This is a genomic window from Mesorhizobium sp. 113-3-9, assembly GCF_016756515.1.
In the GTDB taxonomy this organism is placed as follows: Bacteria; Pseudomonadota; Alphaproteobacteria; order Rhizobiales; family Rhizobiaceae; genus Mesorhizobium.
Genome location: NZ_AP023246.1, coordinates 5,913,575 through 5,928,122, shown reverse-complemented (window position 1 = coordinate 5,928,122; position 14,548 = coordinate 5,913,575). Strand labels below are relative to the sequence as shown.

Annotated in this window: 15 protein-coding genes; 1 reads left to right on the top strand and 14 read right to left on the bottom strand. The window is 63.2% G+C overall.

The genetic code is table 11. The features are described from left to right. Positions 1–75: 75 nt before the first annotated feature. The 14 genes from MesoLj_RS29055 to MesoLj_RS28990 form a co-directional block, all read right to left on the bottom strand. Complete coding sequence (locus tag MesoLj_RS29055) at positions 76–699, bottom strand: sarcosine oxidase subunit gamma (RefSeq protein ID WP_202323423.1); 624 nt, start codon at positions 697–699, stop codon at positions 76–78. Continuing rightward, positions 692–3,673 (bottom strand): sarcosine oxidase subunit alpha, encoded by a 2,982-nt coding sequence (locus MesoLj_RS29050; RefSeq protein ID WP_202323422.1) that lies wholly within the window; start codon positions 3,671–3,673, stop codon positions 692–694. The genes MesoLj_RS29055 and MesoLj_RS29050 overlap by 8 nt, the downstream gene beginning before the upstream one ends. Continuing rightward, a complete protein-coding gene (locus tag MesoLj_RS29045) occupies positions 3,673–3,948 on the bottom strand; it encodes a sarcosine oxidase subunit delta (RefSeq protein WP_140769136.1) in 276 nt (91 codons plus the stop codon). Before MesoLj_RS29045 ends, MesoLj_RS29050 begins: the two co-directional genes overlap by 1 nt. 16 nt (positions 3,949–3,964) lie before the next feature. Then, positions 3,965–5,218 (bottom strand): sarcosine oxidase subunit beta family protein, encoded by a 1,254-nt coding sequence (locus MesoLj_RS29040; protein WP_140769134.1) that lies wholly within the window; start codon positions 5,216–5,218, stop codon positions 3,965–3,967. Positions 5,219–5,311: 93 nt separating this feature from the next. Beyond that, a complete protein-coding gene (gene glnT, locus MesoLj_RS29035; RefSeq protein ID WP_140769132.1) occupies positions 5,312–6,619 on the bottom strand; it encodes a type III glutamate--ammonia ligase in 1,308 nt (435 codons plus the stop codon). Positions 6,620–6,654: 35 nt separating this feature from the next. Then, positions 6,655–7,983 carry an FMN-binding glutamate synthase family protein gene (locus tag MesoLj_RS29030; RefSeq protein WP_010914750.1) on the bottom strand — a complete coding sequence of 443 codons (1,329 nt, stop codon included), beginning with the start codon at positions 7,981–7,983 and terminating at the stop codon, positions 6,655–6,657. Between the two features lie 6 nt (positions 7,984–7,989). Then, positions 7,990–8,721: a GltB/FmdC/FwdC-like GXGXG domain-containing protein gene (locus MesoLj_RS29025; protein WP_140769130.1), complete on the bottom strand. Its 732-nt coding sequence runs from the start codon at positions 8,719–8,721 to the stop codon at positions 7,990–7,992. A 4-nt stretch (positions 8,722–8,725) separates the two neighbouring features. Further along, the gene (locus MesoLj_RS29020) at positions 8,726–9,622 is read right to left on the bottom strand and encodes a class II glutamine amidotransferase (RefSeq protein ID WP_202323421.1); all 897 of its coding nucleotides are present in this window, start codon (positions 9,620–9,622) and stop codon (positions 8,726–8,728) included. Between the two features lie 103 nt (positions 9,623–9,725). Further along, positions 9,726–10,055, bottom strand: coding sequence for a hypothetical protein (locus MesoLj_RS29015; protein ID WP_202323420.1), 330 nt, complete (start codon positions 10,053–10,055; stop codon positions 9,726–9,728). Continuing rightward, positions 10,052–10,741, bottom strand: a complete 690-nt coding sequence (locus tag MesoLj_RS29010; protein ID WP_202323419.1) for a hypothetical protein — start codon at positions 10,739–10,741, stop codon at positions 10,052–10,054. The genes MesoLj_RS29015 and MesoLj_RS29010 overlap by 4 nt, the downstream gene beginning before the upstream one ends. Before the next feature lie 44 nt (positions 10,742–10,785). After that, positions 10,786–12,189: an APC family permease gene (locus MesoLj_RS29005; protein ID WP_202323418.1), complete on the bottom strand. Its 1,404-nt coding sequence runs from the start codon at positions 12,187–12,189 to the stop codon at positions 10,786–10,788. A 14-nt stretch (positions 12,190–12,203) separates the two neighbouring features. After that, positions 12,204–12,359, bottom strand: coding sequence for a hypothetical protein (locus tag MesoLj_RS29000; protein ID WP_202327623.1), 156 nt, complete (start codon positions 12,357–12,359; stop codon positions 12,204–12,206). Between the two features lie 39 nt (positions 12,360–12,398). Continuing rightward, positions 12,399–12,776 carry a hypothetical protein gene (locus MesoLj_RS28995; RefSeq protein ID WP_140769120.1) on the bottom strand — a complete coding sequence of 126 codons (378 nt, stop codon included), beginning with the start codon at positions 12,774–12,776 and terminating at the stop codon, positions 12,399–12,401. 12 nt (positions 12,777–12,788) lie between these two features. Beyond that, complete coding sequence (locus MesoLj_RS28990) at positions 12,789–13,076, bottom strand: hypothetical protein (protein WP_056564288.1); 288 nt, start codon at positions 13,074–13,076, stop codon at positions 12,789–12,791. 286 nt (positions 13,077–13,362) lie between these two features. On the opposite strand from MesoLj_RS28990, the gene MesoLj_RS28985 reads away from it, so the two are divergent. After that, the gene (locus tag MesoLj_RS28985; RefSeq protein WP_143972480.1) at positions 13,363–14,496 is read left to right on the top strand and encodes an aminomethyltransferase family protein; all 1,134 of its coding nucleotides are present in this window, start codon (positions 13,363–13,365) and stop codon (positions 14,494–14,496) included. The last annotated feature ends 52 nt before the right edge of the window (positions 14,497–14,548 follow it).

Sequence of the window (14,548 nt, the reverse complement as noted above, 5' to 3'; positions counted from 1 at the left end):
GCGCGGTTGCGTTTGGCAAGGCGGCTGCTCTTCTTGCTTCCCCACAAGGGGAGAAGGGAAGGGCGCGTACAAGCGCTAAGTCAGTTCCTCGGAATGCTCGATATTGACGCCATATTCCGCAGCCGAATCCAGCATCGTGTGCCACAGGCTTTCGGCAAAAGTCGCAAACACAAGAACGTTGAACACCGCCGACCCATCCGCCCGGTCATTGCCGCGCCAGAGCGTGACGCTGGTGTGATCCATCGAGGTCGCGGCAGCCGCCCCAACCGCGAACGTATCGGGATGCAGATCGATCGAAGACAGCTTGGCCAGCATTGCGCGTGCCTTGGCGCCGGAGATGCTGATCAGCACGCGCGCATGCGATTGGTCGGACAGCGACGTCGATGCGGCAAAGGCAGGCGCAAGCGCTCCCGTCCCATGCCTGCTGCCCTGCGACAGGATGAAAAACTGATCCGGTCCCGACCAGATCAGTGTTGCGTCCGCCGCGATCGCGTTCGGCGTTTCCGGAGCGGCAACGCCGAACCTGCTCTTCGCGGCCTTGGCCATGTCGGCTGCCTTGCCGCGCCGCGCCATCACCTGGACGAGGTCGAAATTGCGGATCTCGGTCAGCAACACGCCGGCATCGCCACGTGCGCCATAAGCACCCGACACGAGCGCGCGGTGGAGCGGGCTGCGGATGTCCCAGGAAAACTCAGCCACGCTGGCGCCCTCCATCCGGATCGTAGAAGACGGGATTGCACAGTTCGACATCATAGTCTTCGCCGCGTATCGGGTCATGCGCATGGACGATCTCGCCAATGCGTTCGCGGCCGCGCTCGACAAGCGCCAGCCCGATCCACTGGTCTGATGTGGGCGAGAAGCAGACCGAGGTGATATAGCCTTGGTCGTTGCCTGGCCCGGGCGTTTGCCCCTTCGGGATAATGTGCGCACCGGAGCGCAGCCGGCGCGCTCTGTCCGTGGGCTTGACGCCGACGACGACCTGACGGTCCGGCGCGACAAGCGCCTCGCGCCCGGCCATGACACGGCCGATGAAATCTTTCTTGGTGGACATCATCTTGCCGAGGCCAAGGTCGGCGGCCGTCGTCGTGCCGCTCAGTTCCGGTCCGGCGACGTGACCCTTCTCGATGCGCATCACGCCAAGCGCCTCGGTGCCGTAAGGCGTGACGCCGAATTGTTTGCCGGCCAGCATCAGATTGCGCGCCATCGCTTCGCCGTAGCGTGCCGGCACGGAAATCTCGAACGCCATCTCGCCGGAGAAGGAGATGCGGAACAGCCGTGCCTTGATACCGCCGCGCAAGGCGACTTCGCGCGCGCCCATGAACGGAAAACCTTCATTCGACAGGTCTTCCGCCGGGTCGACGATCTCCTTCAGCAGATCGCGGGTTTTCGGTCCGGCAATGGAGAACTGCGCCCACTGGTCGGAGACCGAGGTCAACTGGACGTCGAGTTCCGGGAACAGCACTTGCCGGCAATATTCGAGATGCTGCATCACCAGTCCGGCCTTGGCGGTGGTGGTGGTGAGGAAATAGTGGTCCTCGGCCAACCGCGACGTCGTGCCGTCGTCATAGACGATACCGTCCTCGCGCAGCATCAGCCCGTAGCGCGCCTTGCCGACGGCGAGGTTGGAGAAAGTGTTGATGTAGACGCGGTCGAGGAAAGCGCCAGCATCCGGGCCGTGCACGTCGATCTTGCCAAGCGTCGAGACATCGCAGAAGCCGACGCCACCGCGCACCGCCTTGACTTCGCGGGTCACCGATTCCAGCCAGTCCTTCTCACCGGCGCGCGGATACCATTGCGCGCGTTTCCACAGGCCGGTGTCGACGAAAACGGCCCCCTGTTCGGCTGCCCAGTGATGCGACGGCGTCAGCCTTGTGGCGTGGAAAGTCTCGTCGCGATGATGGCCGGCAAAAGCACCGATGGCGACCGGCACATAAGGCGGCCGGTAGATCGTCGTGCCGGTATCGGGAATGGAGCGGCCGCTCACATCAGCCATGATGGCGAGGCCGGCGACATTCGAGGTCTTGCCCTGGTCGGTCGCCATGCCGAGCGTCGTGTAACGCTTCAGATGCTCGACCGATTCAAAACCCTCGCGCTGCGCCAGTTCGATGTCGGAGGCGGTGACATCGTGCTGGTAGTCGACAAAGGCCTTGCCCTTGCCGGCGACATGCCAGAGCGGCGTTAATGAGAACGCCTCGTCGTCGGCGCCGGGCGCGGTGCCTGCCTTGCCTTCATGTCCTGTATCACGCGCCGCCGCCGCGCCGGCGGCAAAGCCCTGGCTCAGACAGGTGCTAAGGCCGAAATCCCCGTTGGCCGCACCCGCCGCGACCATGCCGGGAGGTGCGCCGTCGGGGACGAAGGCGGCGATGTCGTCGCGCCATTTTGGCCGGCCGCGATGATACGAGGTGAGCCCGACCGCCGGATTCCAGCCACCGGAAACGGCAAGCCCGTCGGCCTCGACCTCGGCGCGTGCGCCACCGGTCAGCGACACGGCGATTTTCCTCCCACCATCCTTACCGCCGTCAACGCCGCTGACAGCGCCGTGCAGCACCGGAAAGCCGCCCTTGGAGGCAAGCGAGCGATGGGCGGGGGAGACGTCGGCCCGTGCGTCGATGACCGCGGCGATCTGCAGCCCGGCTGCGAGTGCGGTCTCGACCGTGCGCCAGCCATCCTCATTGTTGGTGAACAGCGCGACGCGTTTTGCGGGAGTGGCGGCGTAGCGCTTGACATAGGTGCGCATCGCCGAGGCCATCATCACACCGGGCGTGTCATTGCCGGCAAAGACGATCGGCCGTTCGATGGCGCCCGCCGCGACGACACAGCGCTTCGCAACGATCCGCCACATCCGCTGACGCACCTGGTGTTCGGGCGGCGAGGGCAGGTGGTCGTTGACCCGCTCCAGCGCGCCATAGGTGCCGCCATCATAGACGCCGAACAGCGTCGTGCGGGTCATGATGCGGACATCGGGCATTGCCGTGAGCTCAGCCACGGTCCGCGACAGCCATTCGGCGGCCGGCAGGCCATCGATTGTGCCGCCATCCGAGAGCAGGCGGCCGCCGAGCGCGAAATCCTCTTCGCACAGGATGACGCGGGCGCCGCTGCGGCCGGCGGCAAGTGCCGCCGCAAGGCCAGCCGGACCGGAGCCTGCGATCAGCACATCGCAATGTGCCCAGGCCTTGTCGTAGTGGTCGGGATCGGCAACACCGGCGGCGCGCCCAAGGCCCGCGGCGCGGCGGATCGCCGGCTCGTAGATCGCTTCCCAGAACTTCGCCGGCCACATGAAGGTCTTGTAGTAGAAGCCGGCGACGAAGATCGGCGCGAACAGCTGGTTGACCGACATGACGTCGAAGCGCAGCGACGGCCAGCGGTTCTGGCTGGCGGCCTCAAGCCCTTCATAGAGCTCGGCCGTCGTTGCCTTGGTGTTAGGCTCTCGCCTGGCGCCGGTGCGCAGTTCAACCAGCGCGTTGGGCTCTTCCGAGCCTGATGTCAGGATGCCGCGCGGGCGATGGTATTTGAACGAGCGGCCGACCAGCTTGACGCCATTGGCAACGAGCGCCGACGCCAGAGTGTCGCCCTGGAAGCCGGAAAAGCTCTTGCCGTCGAAGCGGAAGTTGAGCGGCGCCGAACGGTCGATGAGACCGCCATTGTCCAGCCGGTTTGTCTGCGCGCCGGCCATCACGCGCCAACCTTCGCGGCACCGGCGCCCGCCGCCGGTTCGACCGCGGAAATCTCATGCGTCAGCGTGTTGCGCGTGACCTTCAGCCAGGCCCGGCACCCGCCGCCATGGTACCAGTTCTCGCTCATCACGCCCGCGATGTTGTCGCGCAGATAGACATAGTCGAAGACGGCGTCCTCGCCAGCATCCGCCGCCGGCCGCACCGGTTTGGCATCGCCGAGATAGGTGAACTCGCCGAGTTCGCGTTCGCCGCAGAAGGGACAGACAATACGCATGATTTTCTGGCCGTCCTCAGTGCAGGTTCGGTTGGGCGCCCTGGCCCTTTTCGTCGATCATGGCGCCGGTCCGGAACCGGTCGAGGCGGAACCGTGCGGCTTCCTCATGCGGCGTGTCGCGGGCCAGCAGATGGGCAAAGACAAAGCCCGATCCTGGCGTTGCCTTGAAGCCGCCATAGCACCAGCCGGCGTTCAAGTAGAGGCCGTCGACCGGCGTCTTGTCGATGATGGGTGAGCCGTCCATGGACATGTCCATGATGCCGCCCCACTGGCGCAGCAGGCGCACGCGGCCGATCATCGGCATCAGTGCCATGCCGCCCTCGCAGACGTCTTCCATCACGGGCAGATTGCCGCGCTGGGCATACGAGTTGTAGCCGTCAATGTCGCCGCCGAAGACCAGCCCGCCCTTGTCCGACTGGCTGACGTAGAAATGGCCGGCGCCGAAGGTCATGACGTTTGGGATCAGCGGCTTGATCGCCTCGGAGACGAAGGCTTGCAGTACATGGCTTTCGATCGGCAGGCGCAGGCCCGCCATCGCAGCGACGCGCGACGAGGAGCCGGCGACCGCCATGCCGACCTTGCCGGCGCCGATCCTGCCGCGCGAGGTCTCGACGCCGGTTACCTTGCCGTTGGCGTCCCTGACAAAGCCTGTCACCTCGCAATTCTGGATGATGTCGACGCCGAGCCCGCTCGCCGCATGCGCGTAGCCCCAGACCACGGCGTCGTGCCGCGCCGTGCCGCCACGCCGCTGCAACAGCCCGCCTTGCACGGGAAAGCGCGCATTGTCGAAATTCAGGAACGGCATCATCTTCTTGACCGCCGCGAGGTCGAGCAGTTCGGCGTCGATGCCGTTGATGCGCATGGTGTTGCCGCGCCGCGCATAGGCGTCGCGCTGCGCGTCCGAATGGTAGAGGTTGATGACGCCGCGCTGGCTGACCATCGAATTGTAGTTGAGGTCCTGCTCCATCCGCTCCCACAGCTTCATCGACAGTTCGTAGAAGCCGGTATTGCCGGGCAGGCCATAATTGGAGCGGATGATGGTGGTGTTGCGGCCGGCATTGCCGGATCCGATCCAGCCCTTTTCCAGCACCGCGACGTTCCGGATGCCGTATTCGCTGGCAAGGAACCAGGCGGTGGCCAGGCCATGGCCGCCACCGCCGACGATCACCACGTCATAGCGATCCTTCGGCGTGGCGTCGCGCCAGGTACGCTGCCAGTTCTTGTGGCCGGAAAGGGCGGCACGTGCGAGCGAGAAGATCGAGTATTTCATCAGTTCATTCCGAGGCCGCTCGCACCGCTGGGACCTTTTCTTAACGCATCGGATTCACCCGAAAACCGCTCCGCACTTTTCGGTCCGATGCTTCTAGATGTCCAGCGTGTGGTCGCGCTCCCATTGCGTGAAGTGCGAAGCATAGGAATTCCATTCCTGGTGCTTCAGCTTTAGGTAAGCCGACGAGAATTCCTCACCCAGCGCCGTCTTCAGCGATTTGTCCTTGTCGAACTCGCGCAGCGCGTCGAGCAGGTTGAGCGGCAGCTTCGGCGCGCCCTTCACCGTATGGCCGAACTGGTACATGTCGATGTCGTAGCGCTTGCCCGGATCGGCCTTCGAGCGGATGCCGTCGAGGCCGGCGGCGATGATGACGGCCTGCAACAGATAAGGGTTGGCCGCACCGTCCGGCAGGCGCAGTTCGAAGCGCCCGGGGCCTGGCACGCGCACCATGTGGGTGCGGTTGTTGCCGGTCCAGGTGACGGTGTTCGGCGCCCAGGTCGCGCCGGAGATCGTGCGCGGGGCGTTGATGCGCTTGTAGGAGTTGACCGTCGGGTTGGTGATCGCGGCAAGCGCGGAGGCATGCTTCATGATGCCGCCGAGGAAATTCTTGCCCTTGGCCGACAGGCCGAGTTCCATCGAATTGTCGGCAAAGACATTGGTCTTGCCCGATTTGTCCCACACCGAGATATGAGCATGGCAGCCATTGCCGGTCAGGCCCTGGAAGGGTTTTGGCATGAAGGTGGCGCGCAGGCCGTGCTTCTCGGCCACCGACTTGACCATGAACTTGAAGAACGAGTGCTTGTCGGCGGTCGCGAGCGCATCGTCGAAGGCCCAGTTCATCTCGAACTGGCCGTTGGCATCCTCGTGGTCGTTCTGGTAGGGGCCCCAGCCCAGCGCCAGCATGTGATCGCAGATCTCGGCGATGACGTCGTAGCGGCGCATCACGGCCTGCTGGTCGTAGCAGGGCTTTGAGGCCGTGTCGTACTTGTCGGAGATAACGCTGCCGTCCGGGGAGATGAGGAAGAATTCGGCCTCGACGCCGGTCTTCACATGCATGCCGTCGCCGGCAGCCTCCGCGATCAGCCGCTTCAGCGTGTTGCGTGGTGCCTGGTCGACCTCCTTGTCGTCCATGATGCAGTTGGCGGCGACCCAGGCGACGTCAGGCTTCCATGGCAACTGGATGACCGAATCCGGATCCGGCACCGCCAGCATATCCGGATGCGCCGGCGTCAGATCGAGCCAGGTGGCGAACCCTGCGAAGCCGGCGCCGTCCTTTTGCATATCGGCGATGGCTTGCGCCGGCACCAGCTTGGCGCGCTGGCCACCGAACAGGTCGGTGTAGGAGATCATGAAATATTTGACGCCGTTCTCCTTGGCGAATGCGGCGAGATCGTTCCCCATTATGTAGTTCCCTCGCTTATGGATTTTGTGATGTGCTAGAAGCCGTTCTTCCCCGGTATCCAGTTGGTGCCGGCCAGCGGTACGCCAGCCATGGCGGCGGCTTCGATGGTGAGCGCGACGAGATCCTCGGGCTCGAGATTGTGCAGGCTGTTCTTGCCGCAGGCGCGGGCGATGGTCTGCGCCTCGAGCGTCATCACCTTGAGGTAGTTGGCCAGCCGGCGGCCGGCGGCCACCGGATCGACCCGCTTCATCAGTTCGGGATCCTGCGTGGTGATGCCGGCGGGGTCGCGACCCTCGTGCCAGTCGTCATAGGCGCCGGCCGTGGTGCCGAGTTCGTTGTACTCCGCCTCCCAGCGGGGATCGTTGTCGCCGAGCGCGACCAGGGCTGCCGTGCCGATCGAGACGGCATCGACACCGAGCGCCAGCGCCTTGGCGACATCGGCGCCGTTGCGGATGCCGCCGGAGACGATCAACTGCACCTTGCGGTGCATGCCGAGATCCTGGAGTGCCTGCACCGCCGGCCTGATGCAGGCAAGCGTCGGCTGGCCGACATTCTCGATGAACACTTCCTGCGTTGCAGCCGTGCCGCCCTGCATGCCGTCGACGACGACGACATCGGCGCCGGCCTTCACGGCGAGCGCCGTGTCGTAATAGGGGCGGGCGCCGCCGACCTTGACGTAGATCGGCTTTTCCCAGTCGGTGATCTCGCGCAGTTCGAGGATCTTGATCTCGAGATCGTCCGGGCCGGTCCAGTCGGGATGGCGCGAGGCCGAGCGCTGGTCGATGCCTTTCGGCAGCGTGCGCATCTCGGCGACGCGGTCGGAGATTTTCTGGCCGAGCAGCATGCCGCCGCCGCCCGGCTTGGCGCCCTGGCCGACAACGACTTCGATGGCGTCGGCGCGGCGCAGGTCGCGCAGGTTCATGCCATAGCGCGACGGCAAATATTGGTAGACCAGTTGCTTGGAATGGCCGCGCTCCTCCTCGGTCATGCCGCCATCGCCCGTCGTGGTCGAGGTGCCTGACAGCGTCGCGCCGCGCCCAAGCGCTTCCTTGGCCGGGCCCGACAGCGAACCAAAGCTCATGCCGGCGATGGTGATCGGGATCTTCAGCTCAATCGGCTTCTTGGCGTGGCGCGAGCCGAGCACGACTGAGGTGTCGCAGCGCTCGCGATAGCCTTCGAGCGGATAGCGCGAGATCGAGGCGCCGAGGAACAAGAGGTCGTCGAAATGCGGCAGCTTGCGCTTGGCGCCGGCGCCCCGGATGTCATAGATGCCGGTCGCCGCGGCACGGCGGATTTCGGAAAGCGTGTAGTCGTCGAAGGTCGCGGATTTGCGCGGCGTCGTCGGCGGGTTGCGATAGGTCATGCTGCCTCAATACGCGTCGGCGTTGTCGATATTGAAATTGTAGAGCGTGCGCGCCGAGCCGTAGCGCTTGAACTCCGACGGCTTGACACCGGTGACGCCGGCGCGGTCGAGCAGGCCTTGCAGCAACTCGAGATGCTCGGGCCGCATCTCCTTGGCGATGCAGTCGGCACCCAGGCTGTCGACCTTGCCGCGCACGAACAGCCGCGCCTCGTAGATGGAATCACCCAGCGCATCGCCGGCATCGCCCAGCACCACCAGATTGCCGGACTGCGCCATGAAGGCCGACATGTGGCCGATATTGCCGTGCACGACGATGTCGATGCCCTTCATCGAAATGCCGCAACGCGACGACGCGTTGCCCTCGATGACCAGCAGGCCGCCCTTGCCGGTTGCCCCGGCATACTGGCTGGCATCGCCTTTCACGATGATCGAACCCGACATCATGTTCTCGCCGACGCCGGGTCCCGCCGAGCCATGCACGGTAATGGTGCTGCCGGAATTCATGCCGCCGCAGTAGTAGCCGACGCTGCCACGCACATCGATGGCAACAGGCTGGTCGACCCCGACGGCGACCGAATGGCTGCCCTTCGGGTGCAGCACTTCCCATGCCGTTTCATTCGAGCCCGGAGCCAGATTGTGCAGCGCCTGGTTGAGCTCGCGCAGCGACGACACATCGAGATCGAAGATTCGGGAGGCGTGGTCTTGCGTTGCTGCCTTCGAAAGTTTGGTTGCCGGCATGAACTCAATGCTCCCAGAAATAGACGGTTGCGGGTTCCGGTTCCCAGACCCTCGCATTGTCTATGCCGGGCAGCTTGGTCAGCGCGCGATATTCCGAGCCGAAGGCGACATACTGGTCGGTCTCGGCCATGACGGCGGGCTTGCAGGCGATCGGGTCGCGCACCACGCCGAAGCCATTCTTGGTGCCGACGACGAAAGTGAAGAAGCCGTCGAGGTCGGAAAGCGTGCCTTCCAGCGCTTCGCCGAGATTCTTGCCATGCGCCATCTGCGAGGAGAGGTAGGCGGCGGCGACCTCGGTATCGTTCTCGGTCTCGAATTTCATGCCTTCGCGAACCAGTTCGCGGCGGACATTGTTGTGGTTGGAGAGCGAACCATTGTGCACCAGGCACTGGTCGGCGCCCGTCGAGAACGGATGCGCGCCCATCGTCGTCACCGCCGATTCCGTCGCCATGCGGGTGTGGCCGATGCCATGCGTGCCTGCCATCTTGCGGACATCGAAGCGATCGACGACCGCCTCCGGCAGACCGACTTCCTTGTAGATCTCGACCACGTCGCCGGCGCCCATGATGCGGATGTCGGGGCGCAGCGCCTGGATCGCCTCGCGCGCCTCGTCGATCTTGGCAGGCGTTGTCCTGACGACGGCATGGGTCGACTTCACCGCGATGCTCACCGGCACACCGATCGCTTTGGCAAGCTCGGTATCGAGGTCGCGAAAATCGCGCGCCGGAGTTGCCGACTGGATGGTGATCTTGGCTTCATTCCTGGAGGGCGCGCCATAGATGGCGATGCCGGCACTGTCCGGCCCGCGATCGCTGAGCGACACCAGCATCTCCGACAGCATCGCGCCGAGCTTCGGCTCCAGCGACTTGTCCTTCAAAAACAGTCCGACAATTCCACACATGTCAGCCTCCCGGCGTTTCTAGCTAAGAGATCGTTTGTAGCTAAGAGATGATGTACCGAATGCGTTGCTCGAATTCAATCATATGAAAAAAATTTTCCTCTAGTTACGTATGCGGCGCAATGCCGCCATGCGAATTATCGCTGTCCTGCACGGCATTGTGAACCCACCGGGCGTGGCGGATGCGGGCGAGCTTGTAGGCGTCGAGGATCGACAGGGCATAGATCAGGAAGCCACCGGCATGACGGCCGATGAAGCCGGCATCCGGCGGCGCGATCCTGACGGTCACCCAGGCCAGGATCACCATGAAGAACAGAAACTGCAGCCCGCGCACCGGCACGCCCAGAATGACATGGCCGCTTGCCGGCAGCACGATTGCCGAACCCAGGACGAGATAAGGGTTCACCGGCGCGGGCTTCGGGTTGGAACTGGTCATGCGGCTTGCCGTTCGCTGCGGTTAATGGCCTCGCGCAGCTCCGAGAGGGAGACGAGCAGCCGCTGAACAAGTGTCGGATCGATCCGTGCGTTACCGAAGGCGGCCTGCCGAAAAACGCCGTAGCGTGCCCGCTCGGCCTCGGCCAGCAGCCAGACGATGCGCACGCCGCCAGGGGTGATCAACAGTTCCTTGGCGCGCCCTTCCGAAAAGGGCTCCAGGTGGTCGGCGATGATGCCTTGCGGGAAACGCGTGCCTCGACGGTCGGTCCGCAGCACCGCCTCGGCTGGAAATCCCGGAGCTTTGGGCAGCGTATGCTGGAGATGGTCGAAATTGGAGAAGGTCGTCGGCGAGCCCGGCCGCATCATCATGTCGAACGTGGCTTGCACCGACACCTTTTCGGTGATCGAAACGCTGAGCCAGCGCGCCGGGAGTTTTCTTGTCGCCAGCGTATCGACGATGGTGCGCAGTTGAACGCGCTGGCCGCTCCACGATCCTTCCCAGGTGATGACACCGGCGGTGCCGTCCGAAACATTGGCCGCATCGGCGATTACGGTTCGGATGGCGGCCTCGTCGGCGGCAAGCGCCGCCAAAACCCTGTTGCGGCCGCGACGCGCCAGCCACGCAAGATGGAGGACAAGCGCCAGGACAATGGCCCCGGCGAACAGTGCTGATGTCACTTCGGACATTTTGTCATGCCAGGCTCACCCGGATCCGGGCGAGCCTACTCCCATCAATAGCCCTGCGGTTTCGGCCAGGGCATGGTGAACTGGTCGCCACGCCGCACGAATTTGTAGCGGTAGAAGTGGAACCAAAGCGAGATCAGGAAGTAGAAGGCGACCATGGCGCTCAGCTGCGAACCGAAGCCGAGGAAGATGGCGAAGAAAGTCACCACGCACAGGCAGAACAGCACGATTGCCGGCAGCGGATGGAAGGGATGTGTATAGCCGCGGCGGATCGTGCCGAGCGGCCACTTCTTGCGGAACATCATGATATTGATGCTCATGAAAGTGTATTGCAGCACGCCTGACAGGATCGAGAAGGTGATCGCCTGGTTGAGGTCGGCGATGAAGGCGAAGGCGAGCGCGATCGGCAGCAGGAACAGGATCGACCGGTAAGGCGTGCGGTATCTGGGATGCACGGCCGAGAACCAGCTCGGCAGATAGCGGTCGCGGCCGAGCGAGAACCAGGCGCGTGCCGCGTCGTTGATGCAGCCATTGGCCGATGCCAGGGCCGCGAGCAGCGTGGCCAAGAACAGCAGGTTCTCGAGCAGCGGGCTGCCGGTCAGCCTGCCGGCGTCCCACAGCGGGTAGTAGGTGATCCCGAGATACTCCCAGGGCATCAGCGAGGCACAGACATACCAGGTCATGGCGGCGGCGATCAAAAGCGTGATCATGCCGGCCATGGTGCCGTAGGGCAGGGAGCGGGCCGGCGAGCGAACTTCCTCGGCGGCCTGTGTGGTGCCTTCGATGCCCAGATAGAACCAGATGCCGAACTGGAAGGCGGCGATGACGCCGATCCAGCCATAGGGCAGCGCATTGGCGGGGGTGACCAGTTCGTTCAGCTTCAGCACGGCACCTTGCGTCCACGGGCTGACCGAGAAGAACAGGATGACGATCGAGACATAGGCGATGGCGGTGATGACGAAGTTGACGTTGAGCGTCATCAGCACGCCGCGGTAATTGAGCCAGGCCAGCACGACGATGGTCGCGGCGATGAAGGCATTGTGGTTCAGCCCCTCGACCCCCGCCTTGGCGACGATCGTATCGCCGAGCAGGATCGCGTCCGAAACCTCCAGCATGGTGTAGGCGAAGACCAGGAACAGCGCGACGTTGAATGCCATCAACGGCCCGACGATGTGCTTTGCCTGCGCGTACTGGCCTCCGGCGGCGGCAACTGTCGACGTCACCTCGGAATCGATCATGGCGACCGAGGTGTAGAGCAGCCCGACGATCCAGCAGACGATTAGCGCCGCCAGCGTGCCGCCCTTGTCGGCGGCAAAATTCCAGCCGGTGAATTCGCCCACCAGAACGATACCCACGCCGAGGGCCCAGACATGGGAAGGGCCAAGCACCCTGAGCAGCGAGACCCTGTCGCCATGCACTACCGTTTCTGCCGTTTCAAGCGCGACCGTCATCGTTCAATCCCCACTCAGATCCGGTGTTTTTCGGAAACGGCTTCAAGCTCGCCTTCGCGTGACGAGGTCAGAACGTCCTCGGAATAGGTCGTATCGACCTTGAACCAGTCGTAGACCATCCACAGCGCGAGCAAGATCGAGATGCCCCAGCTTGCGTAAGAAAGTGCCATCCACATGATCGTGTCCCCGATGACTCGTCGCCAGAACTTTTACTTGTCGTCGAATTTCTCGTTGATGACTTCGCGATATTCGCGATCGGATGCACGGAACAGGAAGACGAAATAGCCGATCAGTACCGCCGCCATGATGATCAGCGTCGGCCAGTCGATGACATAGTGGAAACGGTTCTGGATGATGTCGTGCGCGGTCTCGGGCGTGTAGCCGAGCTTTTCCCAGATCGAGGCCATTGTCGGGTTCTGGCCAAGCGCTTCCCAAGTCTTGGCGTCGAGCGCGTCGATGGATTTGGCGGCTCCGGCAAGGCCCAGTTTCAGCGGCAGCCACAGCGCCACGAAAATGGCGACCACCACGACCACGATGTCGAAAACCTGGCCGGCCTTGCTCTGCTCCGGCGGTGTATAGCGGGACATGCGTTGTACCCCTCAGGACTTGCGGTTGCGGGACGCGTCGGCGTTCTTGATGTCGAGACCGTAGATGAAGTCCTTGTCTTCCTTGTAGTGCTTGACCATCGCCAGGATCGCGGCCGTGTTGAAGATCAGCACGGCGGCGGCGGCAATCGCGACGACCGCCTTGATGCCGTCGTGCGGAATGTACGGCCATGTCATGAAGAGCACGAAGAGGATCGTCGCCCACAGGCAGATGATCAGCAACGCGGCTCCGCGCAAGTCGGAACGGTACAGCGCTTCGATGCGCTGCTGCAGGTCTGACATCGGTTTTTCCCCTTTTCCGGGCGCCCGGTTCCGAATCCTCCGCGCGCCGCTCTCTTTCAAGAGAGTGAAATTTTTTTCATAAATTCAGACCGTTTCCCGCAATTGTCAAGATGAATTTACGTTGGGTTAACCATTTGCTCGGGACGGCCAATTTTGCCTGACAATGAAATTATTTGCTTTTAGGGGATTGCGGCTCTCCCGCGTTTGCGGTCAATATTCAAGCCAAAGCTCCGGCCTCCGCGCCAAGGAGCAGGGAACAGTGGATTTTTGAACGGAGGACGATCGGATGACGGCATCCTGGAGATTTTCGACCCTGGCGGATCGCCACCGCGCGCTGGGTTCGAAGCTCGAAGACTGGAGCGGCATGGGGACCGCCTGGACCTACGACAAGGACGCCGACGAAGAGTACATCGCCATCCGCACCAAGGCCGGCCTAATGGACGTTTCCGGTCTGAAGAAGGTTCACATCACGGGGCCGCATGCCTCGCACCTCATCGACCTCGCCACCACGCGCGACGTGGAAAAGATCTATCCGGGCAAGTCGGCCTATGCCTGCATGCTGAACGAGGCGGGAAAATTCACCGACGACTGCATCCTCTACCGTACCGGCCCGAACAGCTGGATGGTGGTGCATGGTTCGGGCACCGGCCATGAGGAATTGCAGCGCGCCGCGATGGGCCGCGATGTCTCGCTTCGCTTCGACGACAATCTGCACGATCTGTCGCTGCAGGGACCGACCGCGGTCGATTATCTGGCCAAGCATGTGCCCGGTATCCGCGATCTCAACTATTTCCATCATATGCAGACGCAACTGTTCGGTTTCCCGGTCATGATCTCGCGTACCGGTTACACCGGCGAACGCGGCTACGAGATCTTCTGCCGCGGCCAGGATGCCGGCACGATCTGGGACAGGATTCTCGATGAGGGCAAGAGCGCCGGCATCATTCCGTGTCGCTTCACCACGCTCGATATGCTGCGTGTCGAAAGTTACTTGCTTTTCTACCCGTACGATAATTCGCAAAAATATCCATTCGAGAACGAAGGCCCCGGCGACACGCTGTGGGAGCTCGGCCTCGACTTCACGGTCAGCCCCGGCAAGACCGGCTTCCGTGGGGCCGAGGAACACTACCGGCTGAAGGGCAAGGAGCGCTTCAAGATCTATGGCGTGCTGCTCGACGGCAAGGAGCCCGCCGATGAAGGCGCACCGGTCTATCGCGACGGCAAAAAGGTCGGCGTGGTGACATGTGCCATGTATTCGCCGCTGGTCAAGAAATCGATGGGCATCGCCCGCCTCGACGTCGACTGTGCGGTCAAGGACACCAAGCTCGAGATCCGCAACAAGAGCGGATCGATCAAGGCGACGGCGCAGCCCTTGCCTTTCGACGATCCCAAAAAGACCAAGCGCACCGCCAAGGGTTGAGGCATCATAAGCAGCGAGGGGTTTTAAGGCACTAGAGCATGATCCCGAAAAG

Coding starts and splice junctions, on each gene's coding strand:
- MesoLj_RS29050 (WP_202323422.1), bottom strand. CDS start 3,673: ATGGCCGGCGCGCAGACAAACCGGCTGGACAATGGCGGTCTCATCGAC.
- MesoLj_RS29045 (WP_140769136.1), bottom strand. CDS start 3,948: ATGCGTATTGTCTGTCCCTTCTGCGGCGAACGCGAACTCGGCGAGTTC.
- MesoLj_RS29040 (WP_140769134.1), bottom strand. CDS start 5,218: ATGAAATACTCGATCTTCTCGCTCGCACGTGCCGCCCTTTCCGGCCAC.
- glnT (WP_140769132.1), bottom strand. CDS start 6,619: ATGGGGAACGATCTCGCCGCATTCGCCAAGGAGAACGGCGTCAAATAT.
- MesoLj_RS29030 (WP_010914750.1), bottom strand. CDS start 7,983: ATGACCTATCGCAACCCGCCGACGACGCCGCGCAAATCCGCGACCTTC.
- MesoLj_RS29025 (WP_140769130.1), bottom strand. CDS start 8,721: ATGCCGGCAACCAAACTTTCGAAGGCAGCAACGCAAGACCACGCCTCC.
- MesoLj_RS29020 (WP_202323421.1), bottom strand. CDS start 9,622: ATGTGTGGAATTGTCGGACTGTTTTTGAAGGACAAGTCGCTGGAGCCG.
- MesoLj_RS29015 (WP_202323420.1), bottom strand. CDS start 10,055: ATGACCAGTTCCAACCCGAAGCCCGCGCCGGTGAACCCTTATCTCGTC.
- MesoLj_RS29010 (WP_202323419.1), bottom strand. CDS start 10,741: ATGTCCGAAGTGACATCAGCACTGTTCGCCGGGGCCATTGTCCTGGCG.
- MesoLj_RS29005 (WP_202323418.1), bottom strand. CDS start 12,189: ATGACGGTCGCGCTTGAAACGGCAGAAACGGTAGTGCATGGCGACAGG.
- MesoLj_RS29000 (WP_202327623.1), bottom strand. CDS start 12,359: ATGGCACTTTCTTACGCAAGCTGGGGCATCTCGATCTTGCTCGCGCTG.
- MesoLj_RS28995 (WP_140769120.1), bottom strand. CDS start 12,776: ATGTCCCGCTATACACCGCCGGAGCAGAGCAAGGCCGGCCAGGTTTTC.
- MesoLj_RS28990 (WP_056564288.1), bottom strand. CDS start 13,076: ATGTCAGACCTGCAGCAGCGCATCGAAGCGCTGTACCGTTCCGACTTG.
- MesoLj_RS28985 (WP_143972480.1), top strand. CDS start 13,363: ATGACGGCATCCTGGAGATTTTCGACCCTGGCGGATCGCCACCGCGCG.